Annotated in this window: 15 protein-coding genes; 10 read left to right on the top strand and 5 right to left on the bottom strand. The window is 71.6% G+C overall.

From position 1 onward, the window contains the following. Positions 1-37 precede the first annotated feature (37 nt). Positions 38-1,252 (bottom strand): acetyl-CoA C-acetyltransferase, encoded by a 1,215-nt coding sequence (locus tag ACWZEH_RS30940; RefSeq protein WP_456194362.1) that lies wholly within the window; start codon positions 1,250-1,252, stop codon positions 38-40. Beyond that, positions 1,249-2,463, bottom strand: a complete 1,215-nt coding sequence (locus ACWZEH_RS30935; protein ID WP_456194361.1) for a CaiB/BaiF CoA transferase family protein — start codon at positions 2,461-2,463, stop codon at positions 1,249-1,251. The genes ACWZEH_RS30940 and ACWZEH_RS30935 overlap by 4 nt, the downstream gene beginning before the upstream one ends. Before the next feature lie 280 nt (positions 2,464-2,743). On the opposite strand from ACWZEH_RS30935, the gene ACWZEH_RS30930 reads away from it, so the two are divergent. From ACWZEH_RS30930 to ACWZEH_RS30910, 5 genes are all read left to right on the top strand, one after another. After that, positions 2,744-2,977 (top strand): hypothetical protein, encoded by a 234-nt coding sequence (locus ACWZEH_RS30930; protein ID WP_456194360.1) that lies wholly within the window; start codon positions 2,744-2,746, stop codon positions 2,975-2,977. An 819-nt stretch (positions 2,978-3,796) separates the two neighbouring features. Then, complete coding sequence (locus tag ACWZEH_RS30925) at positions 3,797-4,372, top strand: TetR/AcrR family transcriptional regulator (protein ID WP_456194359.1); 576 nt, start codon at positions 3,797-3,799, stop codon at positions 4,370-4,372. Positions 4,373-4,393: 21 nt separating this feature from the next. Then, positions 4,394-5,263, top strand: a complete 870-nt coding sequence (locus ACWZEH_RS30920) for an SDR family NAD(P)-dependent oxidoreductase (RefSeq protein WP_456194358.1) — start codon at positions 4,394-4,396, stop codon at positions 5,261-5,263. Beyond that, positions 5,260-5,517, top strand: coding sequence for a dienelactone hydrolase family protein (locus ACWZEH_RS30915; protein ID WP_456194357.1), 258 nt, complete (start codon positions 5,260-5,262; stop codon positions 5,515-5,517). Before ACWZEH_RS30920 ends, ACWZEH_RS30915 begins: the two co-directional genes overlap by 4 nt. Before the next feature lie 88 nt (positions 5,518-5,605). Continuing rightward, positions 5,606-6,739, top strand: a complete 1,134-nt coding sequence (locus ACWZEH_RS30910; RefSeq protein ID WP_456194356.1) for an IS630 family transposase — start codon at positions 5,606-5,608, stop codon at positions 6,737-6,739. Positions 6,740-6,999: 260 nt separating this feature from the next. Here ACWZEH_RS30910 and ACWZEH_RS30905 read toward each other — a convergent pair whose 3' ends face one another. Beyond that, on the bottom strand, positions 7,000-7,698 hold the full coding sequence (locus tag ACWZEH_RS30905) for an endonuclease V (RefSeq protein WP_456194355.1): 699 nt from the start codon (positions 7,696-7,698) through the stop codon (positions 7,000-7,002). 331 nt (positions 7,699-8,029) lie between these two features. Here ACWZEH_RS30905 and ssgD point away from each other — a divergent pair, with 331 nt between their 5' ends. The 5 genes from ssgD (at position 8,030) to ACWZEH_RS30880 (ending at position 13,754) form a co-directional block, all read left to right on the top strand. Beyond that, complete coding sequence (ssgD, locus tag ACWZEH_RS30900) at positions 8,030-8,446, top strand: spore wall synthesis regulator SsgD (protein ID WP_456194354.1); 417 nt, start codon at positions 8,030-8,032, stop codon at positions 8,444-8,446. A gap of 57 nt (positions 8,447-8,503) precedes the next feature. Further along, positions 8,504-9,718 carry a GDSL-type esterase/lipase family protein gene (locus ACWZEH_RS30895; RefSeq protein ID WP_456194353.1) on the top strand — a complete coding sequence of 405 codons (1,215 nt, stop codon included), beginning with the start codon at positions 8,504-8,506 and terminating at the stop codon, positions 9,716-9,718. Positions 9,719-10,061: 343 nt separating this feature from the next. Continuing rightward, the gene (locus ACWZEH_RS30890; protein WP_456194352.1) at positions 10,062-11,678 is read left to right on the top strand and encodes an ABC-F family ATP-binding cassette domain-containing protein; all 1,617 of its coding nucleotides are present in this window, start codon (positions 10,062-10,064) and stop codon (positions 11,676-11,678) included. Between the two features lie 179 nt (positions 11,679-11,857). After that, the gene (gene ddaH / locus ACWZEH_RS30885; RefSeq protein WP_456194351.1) at positions 11,858-12,634 is read left to right on the top strand and encodes a dimethylargininase; all 777 of its coding nucleotides are present in this window, start codon (positions 11,858-11,860) and stop codon (positions 12,632-12,634) included. 145 nt (positions 12,635-12,779) lie between these two features. Next, a complete protein-coding gene (locus tag ACWZEH_RS30880) occupies positions 12,780-13,754 on the top strand; it encodes an acyl-ACP desaturase (RefSeq protein WP_456194350.1) in 975 nt (324 codons plus the stop codon). A 187-nt stretch (positions 13,755-13,941) separates the two neighbouring features. On the opposite strand, the gene ACWZEH_RS30875 is transcribed toward ACWZEH_RS30880, so the two are convergent. Together ACWZEH_RS30875 and ACWZEH_RS30870 are read right to left on the bottom strand one after the other, a co-directional pair. Next, a complete protein-coding gene (locus ACWZEH_RS30875) occupies positions 13,942-14,187 on the bottom strand; it encodes a WhiB family transcriptional regulator (protein WP_456194349.1) in 246 nt (81 codons plus the stop codon). Positions 14,188-14,422: 235 nt separating this feature from the next. Continuing rightward, positions 14,423-15,463, bottom strand: coding sequence for a LacI family DNA-binding transcriptional regulator (locus ACWZEH_RS30870; protein ID WP_456194348.1), 1,041 nt, complete (start codon positions 15,461-15,463; stop codon positions 14,423-14,425). Positions 15,464-15,523 lie beyond the last annotated feature (60 nt).

The raw sequence follows: 15,523 nt of genomic DNA, 5'->3' as shown, positions 1-15,523 counted from the left end.
GGGGTCCGGGGTCCGGGGTCCGGGGTCCGCCGGGATTTCAGAGGCGCTCGACGATGGTGGCGATGCCCATGCCGCCGCCCACGCAGAGCGTGGCGAGGCCGTAGCGCTTGTCCTGACGCTCCAGTTCGTCGACGAGGGTGCCGAGGATCATCGCGCCGGTGGCGCCGAGCGGGTGGCCGAGCGCGATGGCGCCGCCGTTCACGTTGACCTTGTCCAGCGACAGGCCCATGTCCTTCACGAAGCGCAGCACGACCGCCGCGAAGGCCTCGTTGATCTCGACGAGGTCGATGTCGTCGATGGTCAGTCCGGCCTTGGCGAGCGCCTTGCGGGTGGCGGGGGCGGGCCCGGTGAGCATGATGGTGGGCTCGGAGCCGGAGACGGCGGCGGAGACGATCCGCGCGCGGGGGGTGAGCCCGTACCGCTCGCCCACCTCCTTGGTGCCGATGGCCACGAGGGAGGCGCCGTCCACGATGCCGGAGGAGTTGCCCGCGTGGTGGACGTGGTCGATCCTCTCCACCCAGTGGTATTTCTGCAGCGCCACCGCGTCGAAGCCGCCCAGCTCGCCGATGTCCGCGAAGGACGGCTTGAGCCCCGCGAGGGAGTCGGCGGTGGTGCCGGGGCGCAGGTGCTCGTCGTGGTCGAGGACGACGAGTCCGCTGCGGTCCTTCACCGGGACGACGGACCGCGCGAAGCGGTTCTCCTTCCAGGCGGTGGCGGCGCGCTCCTGGGAGAGGGCCGCGTACTCGTCGACGTCCCGCCGCGAGAAGCCCTCGATGGTGGCGATGAGGTCGGCGCCGATGCCCTGGGGGGCGAAGTTCGTGGCGAGGTTGGTCATCGGGTCGTTGAACCAGGCGCCGCCGTCGGAGGCCATCTTCACCCGGGACATGGACTCCACTCCGCCGGCCAGGATCAGGTCCTCCCAGCCGGAGCGGACCTTGGCGGCCGCCAGATTGACGGCCTCGAGGCCGGAGGCGCAGAAGCGGTTCTCCTGGACGCCGGCGACCGTGTCGGGCAGCCCGGCCGCGATGGCGGCGATCCGGGCGATGTCGGAGCCCTGGTCGCCGACCGGACTGACGACACCGAGCACGACGTCGTCGACGGCGGCCGGGTCGAGGTCCGGGAAACGGTCGCGGATCTCGTGGATGAGCCCGACCACCAGGTCGACGGGCTTCGTGCCGTGCAGGGCGCCGTTCGCCTTGCCGCGCCCGCGCGGGGTGCGGATCGCGTCGTACACGTACGCTTCGATGCTCACGAGGTGGCCTTTCGCTGAGGGTGCCGGAGCGCGGACAGCAGTCGGGGTACGTCCCAGTCGCGGGCCACGTCGTCGGTGCCGGTGCCCGGCCGGGCGGGCCCGGTGCGGACGCTGGTGGGGGTGGCGGAGAACCGCGGGGCCGGTGCGGGCTGGGTGATACCGGCGTGGTCGGTGAAAGTGCCGCGGGCGGCGAGGTGCGGGTCGTGCGGGGCCTCGCGCAGCGACAGGACGGGGGCCACGCACGCGTCGGAGCCGTCGAAGACGGCGGTCCACTCCTCTCGGGTGCGTCCCTTGAAGCGGGCGGTGACCCTCTCGCGCAGGCCGGGCCACCGGGTGACGTCGGTGCGGGCCCCAAAGGGCCCGGGCCCGGCCTCGCCCTCGTCGTCGCGGCCCTCGTCGTCGATGCCGAGCAGCCGCAGGAACTCGTCGTAGAACTGCGGTTCGAGCGCGCCCACCGCCATGTGTCCGCCGTCGGCCGTCTCGTACGTCCCGTAGTACGGGCAGCCGCCGTCGAGGAGGTTGGCTCCGCGCCGGTCCTGCCAGGCTCCGGCGGCGAGCATGCCGTGGATCATGGCGGACAGGTGGGCGGTGCCGTCCACGACGGCCGCGTCGACGACCTGCCCGGTGCCGCCCGCGCGCGCGTGGTGCAGGGCGGCGAGGACGCCGACGACGAGGTAGAGGGAGCCGCCCGCGTAGTCGCCGAGCAGGTTGGCCGGGACGGCCGGTGGCCGGCCGGGGCTGCCGATCATGCCGAGGGCGCCGGCGCGGGCGATGTACGCGATGTCGTGCCCCGCGCGGTCCGCGAGGGGGCCCTGCTGGCCCCAGCCGGTCATCCGGCCGTAGACGAGGCACGGGTTGCGGGCGTGGCAGTCCCCGGGACCGACGCCCAGTCGCTCGGCGACACCGGGGCGGAAGCCCTCGACGAGGATGTCGGCGCGCTCGACCAGGTCGAGGACGAGGCCGGCGCCGTCGGGGGCCTTCAGATCCACGACGACGGAGCGCTTGTTGCGGTTGGTGACGTCGTACGCCGGGTCGATGCCGATCCCGGGGCCGCCGGGGCGGTCCACGCGGACGACGTCGGCGCCCAGATCGGCCAGGAGCATCGCGGCGAACGGTCCGGGTCCGATCCCGGCCAGCTCGACCACCCGCACGCCGGTCAGCGGCCCCTGCCCCGACGTCCGTGCGGGCGCAGGTACCTGTGCCTCAGTCATCGCACCCCCAGCTTTGACACGACCGATGTCACATCGATGATGCTAAGAACACGTTCCACTCGGCACAAGAGCGGGCGAGCAAGCGCTTGGCCACTGTCCGCCCACTGTACGACGCGGTCCGTGTCCCCGCCCGGTTCAGGTGTCGGCCGGGCCTGTCCGGCGGATCAGGTCGGAGGTGACCGGTGACACCGGGTTGAGACTTTCCGGCAGCGGATCCGGACTGTTCGGCACAACCTTCCGCACAAGTGCCAAAGGGAAGTTCAATGGAACACTTGAGGGCATGAGATTTCTTCTCGAAGTGGGCATGGACGACGAGGCGTTGGCGAAGGACCCCGTGGGTGAGCTGGGGCGGATCCTGCGCTACTGGGGCGGCAACCTGCGGCACTACCCGATGAAGGCCGGCGACGGGGCGGAGATCTACGACTCGGAGTACCGCGAGGTGGGCCGTTGGCGCATCGAGCAGGACGAGCGGAGCGACCGGGAGGACCGGGGCGAGCGGGAGGGAACCGCTTAGTGGTCCGCTCCGGAAGTCCTTCGGGGGTTGACCGGGGGACTTGTCTCGTGGTGTCCGTGGGCCGGTGGCGGAGTGGACGGGCGACCGGTGCCGGTGTGTGTGCTGCTGGCCAGGCGAGGCCCCTCTACGGGATCCGGGGGATCCGAGCCCGGGTCCGGCCCGAAGTTTCACTCGGCGGCGGCATGCCGTGCGTGCCGCAGGCCGGCCGACGGGCGCCAATACGAGCGAGAGGCAAGAGAGGTGGGGATGATCTCCCGCGCCGCGCTGACGTAGCCGCGAGGGCGCCTGGGTCCCCGCCGATGCGTTCGGCGCCGGCGCGCATGGCACCGGACAGCAGCTCCACCGCGAGGTGCACATCTCCGACATCGCGGAACTCTCCGCGCGCGATGCCGTCCCGGACGACAGTCTCCACGTTGACCACGGTCGGGTGGAACGGGCTGTCCGGCCCCTGCGGCACCTCGGCGACCGGCCCGGAACCCGAACGGGGCGTACGTGCACCGTCGTTCGCTGCGGGCCCTCACTTGCCTGAGTAGACACTTTAGGCTCAACATGTAAAGCTTGAGCCCAAAGCCTGGTGAGGAGTGTGATGACGACGCAGACCTGGACCGGGAGCCGAATCTCGGACATGGCCGGCCAAACGCCGATCGCGCCACGGGCGGACTCGGACCCATCTGTACGACCATCGCGGTCCGGCGTGCGCAGGGCGCAGGGCCATACGGGCCCAGGACGCGAATGGCGCGTCGGCCGCGGGGAGGCGAACGCGGACCTGACGGGTATGGACTACGCGCCCCTCAGGCGGCGGGAAGCGCAGGTGCCCGCGTGACGAGCCAGAGCGGGCGGGCGCTGTCGCGCAGTGAGGAGATCGCGGACGCCGTGATGCCGGTTTTCTTGCGCTTCGGCCTACGCAAGACCTCCATGGACGACCTCGCCGAGGCGGCCGGGCTCTCCCGTCAGGGCCTGTACCTGCACTTCAAGAACAAGCAGCAGCTCTTCCACGCCAGCCTGCAGCGCGTGATCGCCCAGACCCAGGCCGCCGTCGCCCAGGAACTGGCCAGAGCGGACCTGTCGGCGCACGAGCGGCTGATGGGCGCCTTCAATGCGTTGCATGGACCCGCCGCCACGGCGACCAGCGAGGCGGTGAACGAACTCCTCGCCGCAGCACGCACGTTGGGAGACTCGCTCCTGCACGACCTGGAGCGCTTCGTCGTCGAGGCGGTGGCCGACGTTCTCCGCGCCGAGGGGGCGCCGGAGCGCACCCCAGGCGTCTCCGCCGAGGATCTCGCCTTCCAGTTGCTCGCCGTCGCGGCCGGCGTCAAGCAACTCACCGTCCCGCCCGGCGACCGGGCCCGGCACGTCCAAATCGCGATCGCTCTTGTTCTCGGCCCAGCCGACTAACCTCCCACGACTGGACACACCATGACGTCAACTGAAGCCCAAAAGCTGGTCGTAGTCACCGGAGCCTCCACGGGCATGGGCGCGTCAGCCGCCCGCGAACTGGCCCGGCAGGGATTCCACGTCCTGGCCGGCGTGCGACGCGACCGTGACGCCGACGCCATCGGATCGACCGGCATCGAGCCGGTCATCCTCGACATCACCAAGTCCGAGCACGTGGCGGCACTCGCCGCGCGGGTCGCCGACGACTCGCGCGCACTGCACGCGCTCGTCAACAACGCCGGCATCCAGGTGAACGCCCCGGTCGAAGCCCTGCCGATGGCCGAATGGCGGCGGGTCTTCGAAGTCAACCTGTTCGGCCACATCGCCGTCACCCAGGCGCTCCTGCCCGCACTGCTGCGCAGCAAGGGCCGCGTGATCAACATCAGCTCGATCGGCGGCAGGTACGCCATGGCCACATACGGCGCGTACGCCGGCGCGAAGTTCGCCCTGGAAGCAGTCAGCGACTCACTCCGCCGCGAGGTCGCACCGCTGGGCGTACAAGTCGTCGTGGTCGAGCCCGGCGGCGTCCGCACACAGATCGCCGCCCGCGGGATCGCGACGGCCAACGACCTGGCGGCCAAGATGACACCCGAGCAGGATGAGCGCTACGGCAGCCTGGTCCAGGCGAACAACAAGTTGATGGCCTCGGGCACCGCATCGGGCCTGACCGCCGACGCCGCCGCCCGGGTCATCGCGAAGGCCGTGACGACCCGCAGACCGCGCACCCGCTACACCGCCGGCCGGGATGCCGCCCTGATCATGCGCCTGGGCCCGATCCTGTCCGACCGCGCACTCGACCGCATCCTCGCCGCCAACCTGCGCCGGCTCTCCCCAAAGGCAGCCACGGCATGACCCACCGCGTCAGCATGGTCGGGCTGAGCCCGGGCGGTCACATCGCCTACGTCGCAGCCACCGGGTTCGACCTCGCCGAAGCGGCCGTCTTCTACGGCGGCTGGCTGCCGAGCACCGACATCCCGATCAGCCGGCCCGAGCCGACACTGTCGCTGCCCCCGAACCCCACCGGATGTGTCCTCTTCCTCGTCGGGGAGGAGGACCATGTCGTGCCGCCCGCACAGCACACACTGCTGAACAGCGCCGAAAACTGACCACCGAGGCTTCCGGGCCGTGCCGGTGAGGGGAACCGGCCCGTGGCTCGTGTTCACCGCCCCCGGAGAGATGGGCCGTCCTTCTTCCATGCCCGTGTGCTCTGCCGTGCCGGTGGAACTGACCGCTTGTGAGCGCCGTCGGCTCAAGAAGATGGCCTACGGCCACAAGACCCTGTATCAGGCACGCCGGCGGGCAACGGTCGTGCTGCTGGCAGCACGGGGCCGCGGCAACGCCCGAATCGCTGCCGAAACCCACCTTCACGTGGACACCGTGCGCCGCTGGCGCGGCCGGTTCGCGGCCGGCCGGATGCTCGCCCTGGCCGACCGCAAGCGGCCAGGGCGACCACCGACGTTCACCGCGCTACAGATCGCCGAAGTCAAGGCGCTGGCCTGCCAGTTGCCCACCCAGTGCGGAACCCCGCTCTCACGCCGGTCATGCCCTGAACTCGCACGCGAGGCCGTCACCCGGGCCATCACCGAGACGATCCCCGCCTCCACGGTGCGCCGCTGGCTCAAGGACGACGCACTCAAGCCCTGGCAACACCGCTCCTGGATCTTCATCCGCGACCCGGACTTCCGCGCCACCGCTCGACGGGTCCTGAACCTGTATGCCCGCATCTTCGACGGCGCCCCGCTCGGCGAAGACGAGTACGTCATTTCCGCGGATGAGAAGACCTCCATCCGGGCCCGCCGCCACCCCACCCCGGCCCCGGGCCAGGCCCGCGCGATGCGCGTCAACCACACCTACGGACGCGGCGGAGCCCTGGCCTACCTGGCCGCCTACGACATCCACCGGGCCGAGGTCTTCGGCCGCTGTGAACAGACCACCGGCATCGTGCCGTTCATGAAACTGGTCGAGCAGGTGATGACCAGCGAGCCCTACACCAGCGCGAAACGGGTCTTCTTCATCGTCGACCACGGCTCCTCTCATCGCGGCAAGCGGGCCATCGACCGTCTGGCCTCCAGGTTCCCGAACGCCGTAATGGTCCACACACCCGTCCACGCATCCTGGCTGAACCAGATAGAGATCTTCTTTTCCATCGTGCAGCGCAAGGCCGTCTCACCCAACGACTTCACAGACCTCGACGAGGTCCGAAACCGGCTCCGAGCATTCGAAGACCGCTACAACGCCATGGCACAGCCGTTCCAGCGGAAGTTCACCACCTCCGACCCGAACGCTCTGCTGGCCCGGCTCGACCGACACACACTCGCCGACCGATGAGAAGAATCCTCCGTCGCCCTGACCGCTTGATCAACCCCCGAAGGACTTCCGACGCCGACCACTTAGGGGTCCTTGCACTGTGAGCGCCCGATGAGGTCGCGTGGTCCGGTGCCGGGGGTACCGCCCACGCCTTTCAGGCAGTGGGGGAGCATCGCGAGGCGCCGCAGAGCCCTCGTGGCGGAGCCACCAGGGCTCTGTGGCAACGCGGCGAGGTGCGGTGCCGGGCCGCGCGACCCGGGCGGGCACAGTGCAAGGACCCCTCAGGCGTCCGTCCCCGCCGCCTCCCGCAGGGCCCTGCGGCACAGGGCGTCCGCCCGGCGGGTGGTCTCCGGGAGGCGGTGGGCGGGAGTCAGCGCTAGGGTGTGGGCGCAGGCGTTGGCGAGGCCGACACGATGGCCGACCGAGACGAAGACCGGCTTGACGAGGTCCCGGGTGCGCAGGGCCCGGCCGACCTCCTCGGCGCCGGCGAGCAGCGGGGCCGTACTGCCGCGCGGGGTCGCCGGCGCCGTGAAGGTGAAGGTGAAGGGGTTCTTCGCGACGCCGATCGTCTGCAGGCCGGTGAGGACCCCCAGGTGGCTGGCGAGGCCGAAGCGACGGGGATGGGCGAGCCCGTAGCCGTCGCAGACGACCAGGCCGGGCGGACACGGCAGGGCGTCGAGGGCGGCCAGCACGGTGGGGATCTCGCGGAAGGCCAGCAGGCCGGGCACGTACGGGAAGGAGATCCGGCCGACGGCCGTGGCCTCGGCGACGACCTCGAGGCTCGCCGCGTCCAGGACGACGGCCGCGGCGGCGACGAGGTCGCGCTCGTCGTCGTACGCGACGTCGACACCGGTGACCCGGCCCGTCCCGGGCGGCGGGCCGGGCTCGTCGAGCACCACCCGCCCGCGCAGTCCGTCCTGGACGGCCCGGGCCGCTTCCTCGGTCGTGGGCCAGCCGTCGGGGATGCGTACGCTCGTCATGGTGGCGAGGAGCCTACTGGGTGGGGGACTTCGGGTCCCGGGCCGGGGCCCGGGCCCCGGGCCGCCGCACCTCACCTGTCGCCGGGCGCCCGCCGGAGGGCAGGCCGCCCCGCCTGCCAAACGAGATGTCCTCGGCCGAGGTGCGGCGCGCCGTTCCGGACCCGCGTGGCGCGTCCGCTCCTTCCGCGGCCCGTGGACCGGTCCGGTGCATGGAAGCGGTGACGGAGGTCACCCTGTTCCGGGGGGCACGGATCGACCGGTTCCGTCGTCTCTTTGAGTAGCCCGCCCTATCCGCCCGGAAGCCGTCCAGCCGTCACGAGGGAGCAAGGCGTTGTCCATCGTCATCGAGCAGCCCGTCGAGGCCCGTCTCGTCGCCGCCGCGCCGCGGATGGCGAGTATTCCCGCCACTCTGCACTACGACCGGAGCGATCCGTTCGCCGTCCGCATGACCTTTCCCGCCCCCGCCACTCTGGAGGGCGTCGAGGTCTGCTGGACCTTCGCCCGCGAGCTGCTCACGGCGGGGCTGCACGAGCCCGAGGGCCACGGTGACGTCCGCGTGCGGCCGTACGGCTACGACCGGACCGTGCTGGAGTTCCACGCTCCGGAGGGAACCGCCGTCGTGCATGTCCGCTCGGGCGAGATACGCCGGTTCCTGGAGGCGGCCGGCGAGCTCGTGCCGGCCGGCCTGGAGCACCTCCAGCTCGACCTGGACCGCGATCTCGCCGAGCTGATCCGCGACGCCTGCTGAGCGAGCGGCGCCGGACGAGTGTTTGCGGATCGTCGGCGCGCTTGACAGCCTGCGATCATGAGCACCCCCCACGGCCCCACCGACGGCTCCTCCCCCACTCCCCCGGCGGAAGGCTGGATCACCACCCCGCTCACCGAGGATCTGCTGCGCGGCGCACTCGAGCTGGAGCGGACCGCGCGGGGAGTGCAGCCGCACCGGTTGCCCGCCCGGGCCCGCGCGCAGGCCGCCGACGGACAGCTGGCCATGGCGGAGGCGCAGCCGTCCGGCGTCCGGCTGGTGCTGCGCACCCGGGCCACGGCTGTCGAACTGGACGCGCTCCGCACCAAGACGGCCTACGAGGACGCTCCGCCCCGCCCGGACGGTGTCTACGACCTGCTGATCGACGGCGAACCGGCCGGGCAGGCCCGTCTCACCGACGGCAACGTCATGCTGGTGAACATGGCCACGGGCTCCGAGGAGCTCCGGCCGGGTCCTGTGGACACGGTCCGGTTCACCGGACTGCCGGGCCATGACAAACGCGTCGAGATCTGGCTTCCGCACAACGAGATGACCCAGCTGGTCGCCCTGCGCACCGACGCTCCCGTGACACCGGTGGCCCCCGGGGGTCGCAGGGTGTGGCTGCACCACGGCAGCTCGATCAGCCACGGCTTCGAGGCCGCGAGCCCGACCACGACCTGGCCCGCGCTGGCCGCCTCGCTCGGCGGGGTGGACCTGGTGAACCTGGGGCTGAGCGGCAGCGCGCTGCTCGACCCGTTCACCGCTCGGGCGATGCGGGACACGCCCGCGGACCTGATCAGCATCAAGACCGGCATCAATCTGGTCAACATGGATCTGCTGCGGCTGCGTGCCTTCGCTCCGGCGGTGCACGGTTTCCTCGACACGGTCCGCGACGGCCATCCGACGACGCCGCTGCTGGTCGTCTCGCCCATTCTGTGCCCCATCCACGAGGACACCCCGGGCCCGAGCCTGCCCGACTTCAGCACCACCGGCGAGGGCCGGCTCCGGTTCGTGGCCATGGGAGACCCCGAGGAGCGGACCGCCGGGAAACTGACCCTCGACGTCGTACGGGAGGAGCTGGCCCGCGTGGTGGAGCAGCGGGCGGCCGACGACCCCCATCTGCACTACCTGGACGGCCGCGAGCTCTACGGCGAGGCGGACCACGCCGAGCTGCCGCTGCCCGACGCGCTGCACCCGGACGCCGCCACGCACCGTCGCATGGGCGAGCGCTTCGCGGAGCTGGCCTTCGGCACCGGCGGGGCGTTCACCGGCTGAGCCGGGCCGCCCGGCGGGCCTGCCCGGTCCGTCCGGCACCCTTCCGGTCTGCGGCCCTGCGGCCCCCGCGAAAACGCGTTGACAGCCGTCCCCGGCCCTTCGTACGGTGTACAGGCTTCTGTTGCCGTCGATTGGAGAGGGACGTTGCTCGTCTGAGGTCCTGAGACACCGCGTCACACCCGTGTGGTGTGCACGCAGCGTGCGACCTCGGCGTACGAGCCGTCCTTGCGGAGCAGGGCTTTTTTCATGCCCGCGTCTCCCCGCCCGGCTCCCGGTCGCCGTCTTCCTGCGGTGTCTCGACACGCGTTTGCCCCGACCGCACCACGCAACCGCAAAGGCCCGCATGTCCACAGCCATCACCTGTACCGCCCTGTCCTTCACCTGGCCCGACGGCACCCCCGTCCTCGAGGGCCTCGACGTCGCCTTCGGCCCCGGCCGGACCGGCCTCATCGGCGTCAACGGGTCGGGGAAATCGACCCTGCTGAAGCTGATCGCCGGTGAACTCCGGCCGGCCGACGGCGCCGTCCGCGTCACCGGCGAGGTGGGATACCTGCCGCAGAACGTCACGCTCGACACCTCGCTGAGGGTCGACGAGGTGCTCGGTATCGCCGCACAGCGGGCCGCGCTGCACGCCATCGAGACGGGCGACGTGGCCGAGGCGCACTTCGAGACGGTCGGCGACGACTGGGACGTGGAGGAGCGCGCCCTGGCCACGCTCGGCGAACTCGGCCTGGGGCGGATCGGGTTGGACCGCACCATCGGCGAGGTCTCGGGCGGCGAGTCGGTGCTGCTGCGGCTGGCCGCACTGCTGCTGGACCGGCCGGACGTGCTGCTGCTCGACGAACCCACCAACAACCTCGACCTGTACGCCCGCAGACGGCTGTACACGGCCGTCGGGAACTGGCCGGGCGTCATGGTCGTGGTCAGCCACGACCGCGAACTGCTGGATCTGGTCGACCAGATCGCCGACCTGCGCTCCGGAGAGGTGACCTGGTACGGCGGCAACTACACGGCCTACGAGGAGGCGCTGGCGGTCGAACAGGAGGCGGCCGAGCGCATGGTGCGGGTCGCCGAGGCGGACCTGCGCAAGCAGAAGCGCGAACTCGCGGACGCTCAGGTCAAATTGGCCCGTCGCAAGCGGTACGGGCAGAAGATGTGGGACCAGAAGCGCGAGCCGAAGATCGTCATGGGTGCCCGCAAGCGGGCGGCCCAGGAGTCCGCGGGCAAGCACCGCATCATGCACGAGGAGAAACTCGCCGGGGCGAAGGAGCGGCTCGACGAGGCGGTGGAGGCCGTACGGGACGACGACGAGATCCGTGTCGACCTGCCGTACACGGCCGTACCGCCGGGACGTACCGTCCTCACCCTCACGGACCTCGAACTCGCCTACGGCGCCCGGGTGGAGGGCGGCTTCGAGCTGCGGGGCCCGGAGCGGGCCGCGCTGATCGGACGCAACGGCGCGGGCAAGACGACGTTGCTGCGCACCGTCGCGGGCGAACTCCCGCCGGTGTCCGGGCAGGCGGCGGCGCAGGTTCCGCTGCGGTTCCTGCCGCAGCGCCTCGATGTCCTCGACGGCGAGCTGAGCGTCGCCGAGAACGTGGCACGGTTCGCGCCGGGCGCCACCGACAACAGGATCCGGGCGCGACTGGCCCGCTTCCTGTTCCGGGGTGCCCGCGCCGACCAGAAGGCGGTGACACTGTCCGGCGGCGAACGCTTCCGGGCGACGCTGGCCGCGCTGATGCTGGCCGAGCCGGCGCCGCAGCTGCTGATGCTGGACGAGCCGACCAACAACCTCGACATCGCCAGTGTCCGGCAGCTCACCACGGCGCTGGAGTCCTACCAGGGGGCGCTGATCGTGGCGAGCCACGACCTGCCGTTCCTGAAGTCGGTCGGGATCACGCGCTGGCTGCTGATGGAGGAGGGGGAACTGAGGGAGATCGCGCCGGAAGCCGTCGGGTGACCCGGGTGCGACCCGCGCGGGCCGGTCACCGGTGGTGGATCAGCAGGCCGCCGGGGGGTGACCCGGGCCGGGTTCGCCCTGCATGATGGCTGCGCCGGACATCCGGGGGAAACCGGCCGGCCCACCGGCGCCCTCGGTACCGGCGGCAGCCCTGCCCCGTCCGATACGGAGTCCCGCACGTGCCCAGCAAGAAGGCTCTCGTCCGCCGCCCCGGCCCCCGACTGGCCGAAGGGCTGGTGACCCATGTCGAACGGGAGGCCGTCGACCTCGGCCGCGCGGTGGAGCAGTGGGAGGCGTACTGCGAGGCGCTGCGCGAGCACGGCTGGGAGACGGTCGAGGTGGTCCCGGCCGAGGACTGCCCGGACTCCGTGTTCGTCGAGGACACGGTCGTCATGTACCGGAACGTGGCTCTGATCGCCCGGTCCGGCGCCGAGTCCCGGCGCGCGGAGACCGTCGGGGTCGAGGAGGCCGTGGCCGCGCTGGGCTGCTCGGTGAACTGGGTCTGGGAGCCGGGCACGCTGGACGGCGGGGACGTGCTCAAGATCGGCGACACCCTGTACGTCGGCCGGGGCGGGCGTACCGACGCGGCCGGGATCCAGCAGTTGCGGGCGACGTTCGAACCGCTGGGCGCCCGGGTGGTCGCGGTGCCCGTGAGCAAGGTGCTGCATCTGAAGTCGGCGGTGACTGCGCTGCCGGACGGGACGGTCGTCGGACACATCCCGAACCTGGACGCGCCCTCGTTGTTCCCCCGCTTTCTGCCGGTACCGGAGGAGTCCGGGGCGCATGTGGTGCTGCTCGGCGGGGACCGGCTGCTGATGGCGTCGAGCGCGCCGAAGACGGCGGAGCTGTTCGCGGACCTCGGCTACGCGCCGGTGCTGGTGGACATCGGGGAGTTCGAGAAGCTCGAGGGCTGCGTCACCTGCCTTTCGGTGCGGCTGCGGGACCTGTACGCCTGAGGGACGGCTCCCGGGCTGATCAGCAGTCTTTACGACACGCTTAACCTACGGTTTCGTAACCTACGGATTCGTAGCCTACGATTCCGTAGGTTGTCGGCACCGCTCGCCGATGCCCATGTACGTCCCCGTCCCCCTGGAGTACTGTATGTCGATCACCTCTCCCCACCTCGGCAGCTCTTCCGCCTGGACCGACGCCCGGCTGCTGTACGCGCTGGAGGAAGTGGTCGAGACGGAACTCAACCGGCACCTGAAGGTCGCCAAGGACTGGATGCCGCACGAGTACGTGCCGTTCAGCGACGCCCGTAACTTCCCCGGGTTCTTCGAGGACGGCGAGGCCTGGGAGAAGGAGCAGTCCAAGGTCACCGAGGTCGGCCGGATCGCCCTGGTGGTGAACCTGCTGACCGAGGACAACCTGCCGAGCTACCACCACGAGATCGCCACGCTGTTCGGCCGCGAGGGGGCCTGGGGCACCTGGGTGCACCGCTGGACCGCGGAGGAGGGCCGGCACGGCATCGTGATGCGGGACTACCTGCTCGCCTCGCGGGCGGTGGACCCGGACAAACTGGAGCAGTTCCGCATGTCCCACATGAGCGAGGGCTTCGAGTCGGACAACCGCCACTCGATGCTGCACTCGGTCGCCTATGTCGCGTTCCAGGAGCTGGCCACCCGTATCTCGCACCGCAACACCGGCCACCAGTCCGGTGACCCGGTCTGCGACCGGATGCTGGCCCGCATCGCGACCGACGAGAACCTCCACATGATCTTCTACCGGAACCTGCTCAAGGCCGCCTTCGAGATCGCCCCCGACCTCACGATGCAGGCGGTGCGGGACGTCGTCGTGAACTTCCGGATGCCGGGCCACAGCATTCCCGGCTTCGAGCGGGCCGCGGCTCAGATGGCGATCGGCGAGGTCTACAACCTGCGCATCCACCACGACGACGTGCTCCAGCCGGTGATCCGCTTCCTGAAGGTCATGGAGATCGACGGGCTCGGTCCCGAGGGCCTGCAGGCCCAGGAGGAGCTCGGCCTGTTCCTCGGCGGTCTGGACTCCGAGGCGAGCAAGTTCGACGAGAAGCTCGCGGCGCGCAAGGCCCGGATGGCGGCGCGGGCGGCCGGCTGACCCCCGCCCTCCCGCCGCCGTCTCCCCCCCTCGGCCGACGTGAGCGGGGTCCGGCACGTGCGGCCGCAAAGCGGAGGAGGGCGTGCGGGCCCCGCGTCTCCGGCATGATCCGCCGGGCAGGTCCTGACGACCCGCGCGCCCCTCGCCACCCGCCACCCGTCACCCGTCACCCGTCACCCGTCACCCGTCACCGGGACGTACGGCGCAGCTCCAGCCGCTCCTTCTCGGAGAGTCCGCCCCAGACGCCGAAGCGCATGTCGTTGGTCATGGCGTAGTCGAGGCAGGCGGCCCGGATGGGGCACAGACCGCAGATCCGCTTGGCGTCACGGACCGAACTGCCGGGCTCGGGGAAGAAGAAGTCTCCCCCGGTCTGCGCGCACAGGGCCTCCTCCTGCCACGCGAGGTCGGGCGACGCGATGGTGTCGATGTGCATGCCCGACAGCGTGCCGGGGCGCGAAAAACGTTCGATCAACGCGGGATCAACGCGGCTCCCCGCGCCTCGGCTCCTGGCCCGCGCCCGGACGCCCAGGCCGGCACCCGTTCCGGCCGACCGCACGAACGATGCCCGCCCCGGCGCCGGAACGCACGGCGGCGCGCGGAGCGTTCCACGCCGAGGCGCGGGCACGCGCGGGCGCCGTCGGAGGCAGGGGCCCCTGGGTGTCCGGGCCTCACGCGGAGGCGCGGCGTACCAGGGTCGTCGGGAAGATCACGCTGGAGGGGGCGCCGCCCACGGTCTCGTGCGCGGCGGTGGTGCGGTCGAGGCCGCGCAACAGGAGCCGGGCCATGAGCCGGCCCATCTCCTCGATGTCCTGGCGGACGGTGGTCAGCGGGGGGTCGGTCTGCTCGGCGAACGGCAGCATGTCGTCGAAGCCGACCACCGCCACGTCGTCCGGCACCCGGCGTCCGTGCTCGCGCAGCACCCGCAGCGCTCCCACCGCGGTGAGGTCGTTGGCGGCGAACACGGCGTCCAGGCCGGGGCATGTCTCCAGCAGCTCCCGCATCGCCCGTTCGCCACCGGCCAGGGTGAAGTCGCCCTCCGCCACGAGCCGCGGACCGGCGTCGGCCATGGCGTCCCGGTAGCCGTCGAGCCGGTCCACGGCCGAGGTCTGGTCCAGGGCGCCGGTGATGTGCGCGACCCGGCCGCGGCCGAGGCCCAGCAGGTGCCGCACGGCGTCGCGGGCGCCGCCGCGGTTGTCGCTGTCGACGTAGACGACACCGTCCCTGCCGCCGGACCAGCCGGGCCGGCCGCCGAACACGACCGGGACGCCCGCACGCTGGATCAGCTCGGGCAGCGGATCGTCCAGGTGCAGAGAGAAGACCAGCGCGCCGTCGACATGGCCGCCGGCCAGGTAGCGGGCGACGCGGGCGTGGTCGTGGCGGCCCTCGGTGAGCAGCAGCACGAGCTGGTTGTCGCGCGCGGTCAGCTCCCTGCTGATGCCGCGCAGCTGGCGGGCGAAGAACGGGTCGGCGAAGACGCGGCTCTCGGGCTCGGCGACGACGACGGCGATGGCGTCGTGCCGGTTCGTCACGAGGGTGCGGGCGGCCTGGTTGGGCACGTAGCCGAGTTCCTCCACCGCCTGCCGGACGCGCTCGGCCAGGGGCTCGGTGACGCCGTCGGCGCCGTTGACCACACGGGAGACGGTGGCCCGCGAGACCCCGGCCCGCGCGGCCACGGCCTCCAGGGTGGGGCGCGGCACTGTCTCGGTCACGTCGGGAGCTCCTCACCAGCGGCTGCGGATCAGGATAGCCCCGGAGCCCCTGGGGACGAG

It is taken from the genome of Streptomyces yamdrokensis, from assembly GCF_053890455.1.
This window is presented reverse-complemented; position numbering and strand designations above follow the sequence as displayed.

Excerpts from the sequence above, each read along its gene's own strand:
- ACWZEH_RS30935 (WP_456194361.1), bottom strand. The coding sequence starts at position 2,463 with ATGACTGAGGCACAGGTACCTGCGCCCGCACGGACGTCGGGGCAGGGG.
- ACWZEH_RS30930 (WP_456194360.1), top strand. The coding sequence starts at position 2,744 with ATGAGATTTCTTCTCGAAGTGGGCATGGACGACGAGGCGTTGGCGAAG.
- ACWZEH_RS30920 (WP_456194358.1), top strand. The coding sequence starts at position 4,394 with ATGACGTCAACTGAAGCCCAAAAGCTGGTCGTAGTCACCGGAGCCTCC.
- ACWZEH_RS30915 (WP_456194357.1), top strand. The coding sequence starts at position 5,260 with ATGACCCACCGCGTCAGCATGGTCGGGCTGAGCCCGGGCGGTCACATC.
- ACWZEH_RS30910 (WP_456194356.1), top strand. The coding sequence starts at position 5,606 with ATGCCCGTGTGCTCTGCCGTGCCGGTGGAACTGACCGCTTGTGAGCGC.
- ACWZEH_RS30905 (WP_456194355.1), bottom strand. The coding sequence starts at position 7,698 with ATGACGAGCGTACGCATCCCCGACGGCTGGCCCACGACCGAGGAAGCG.
- ACWZEH_RS30895 (WP_456194353.1), top strand. The coding sequence starts at position 8,504 with ATGAGCACCCCCCACGGCCCCACCGACGGCTCCTCCCCCACTCCCCCG.
- ACWZEH_RS30890 (WP_456194352.1), top strand. The coding sequence starts at position 10,062 with ATGTCCACAGCCATCACCTGTACCGCCCTGTCCTTCACCTGGCCCGAC.
- ACWZEH_RS30880 (WP_456194350.1), top strand. The coding sequence starts at position 12,780 with ATGTCGATCACCTCTCCCCACCTCGGCAGCTCTTCCGCCTGGACCGAC.
- ACWZEH_RS30875 (WP_456194349.1), bottom strand. The coding sequence starts at position 14,187 with ATGCACATCGACACCATCGCGTCGCCCGACCTCGCGTGGCAGGAGGAG.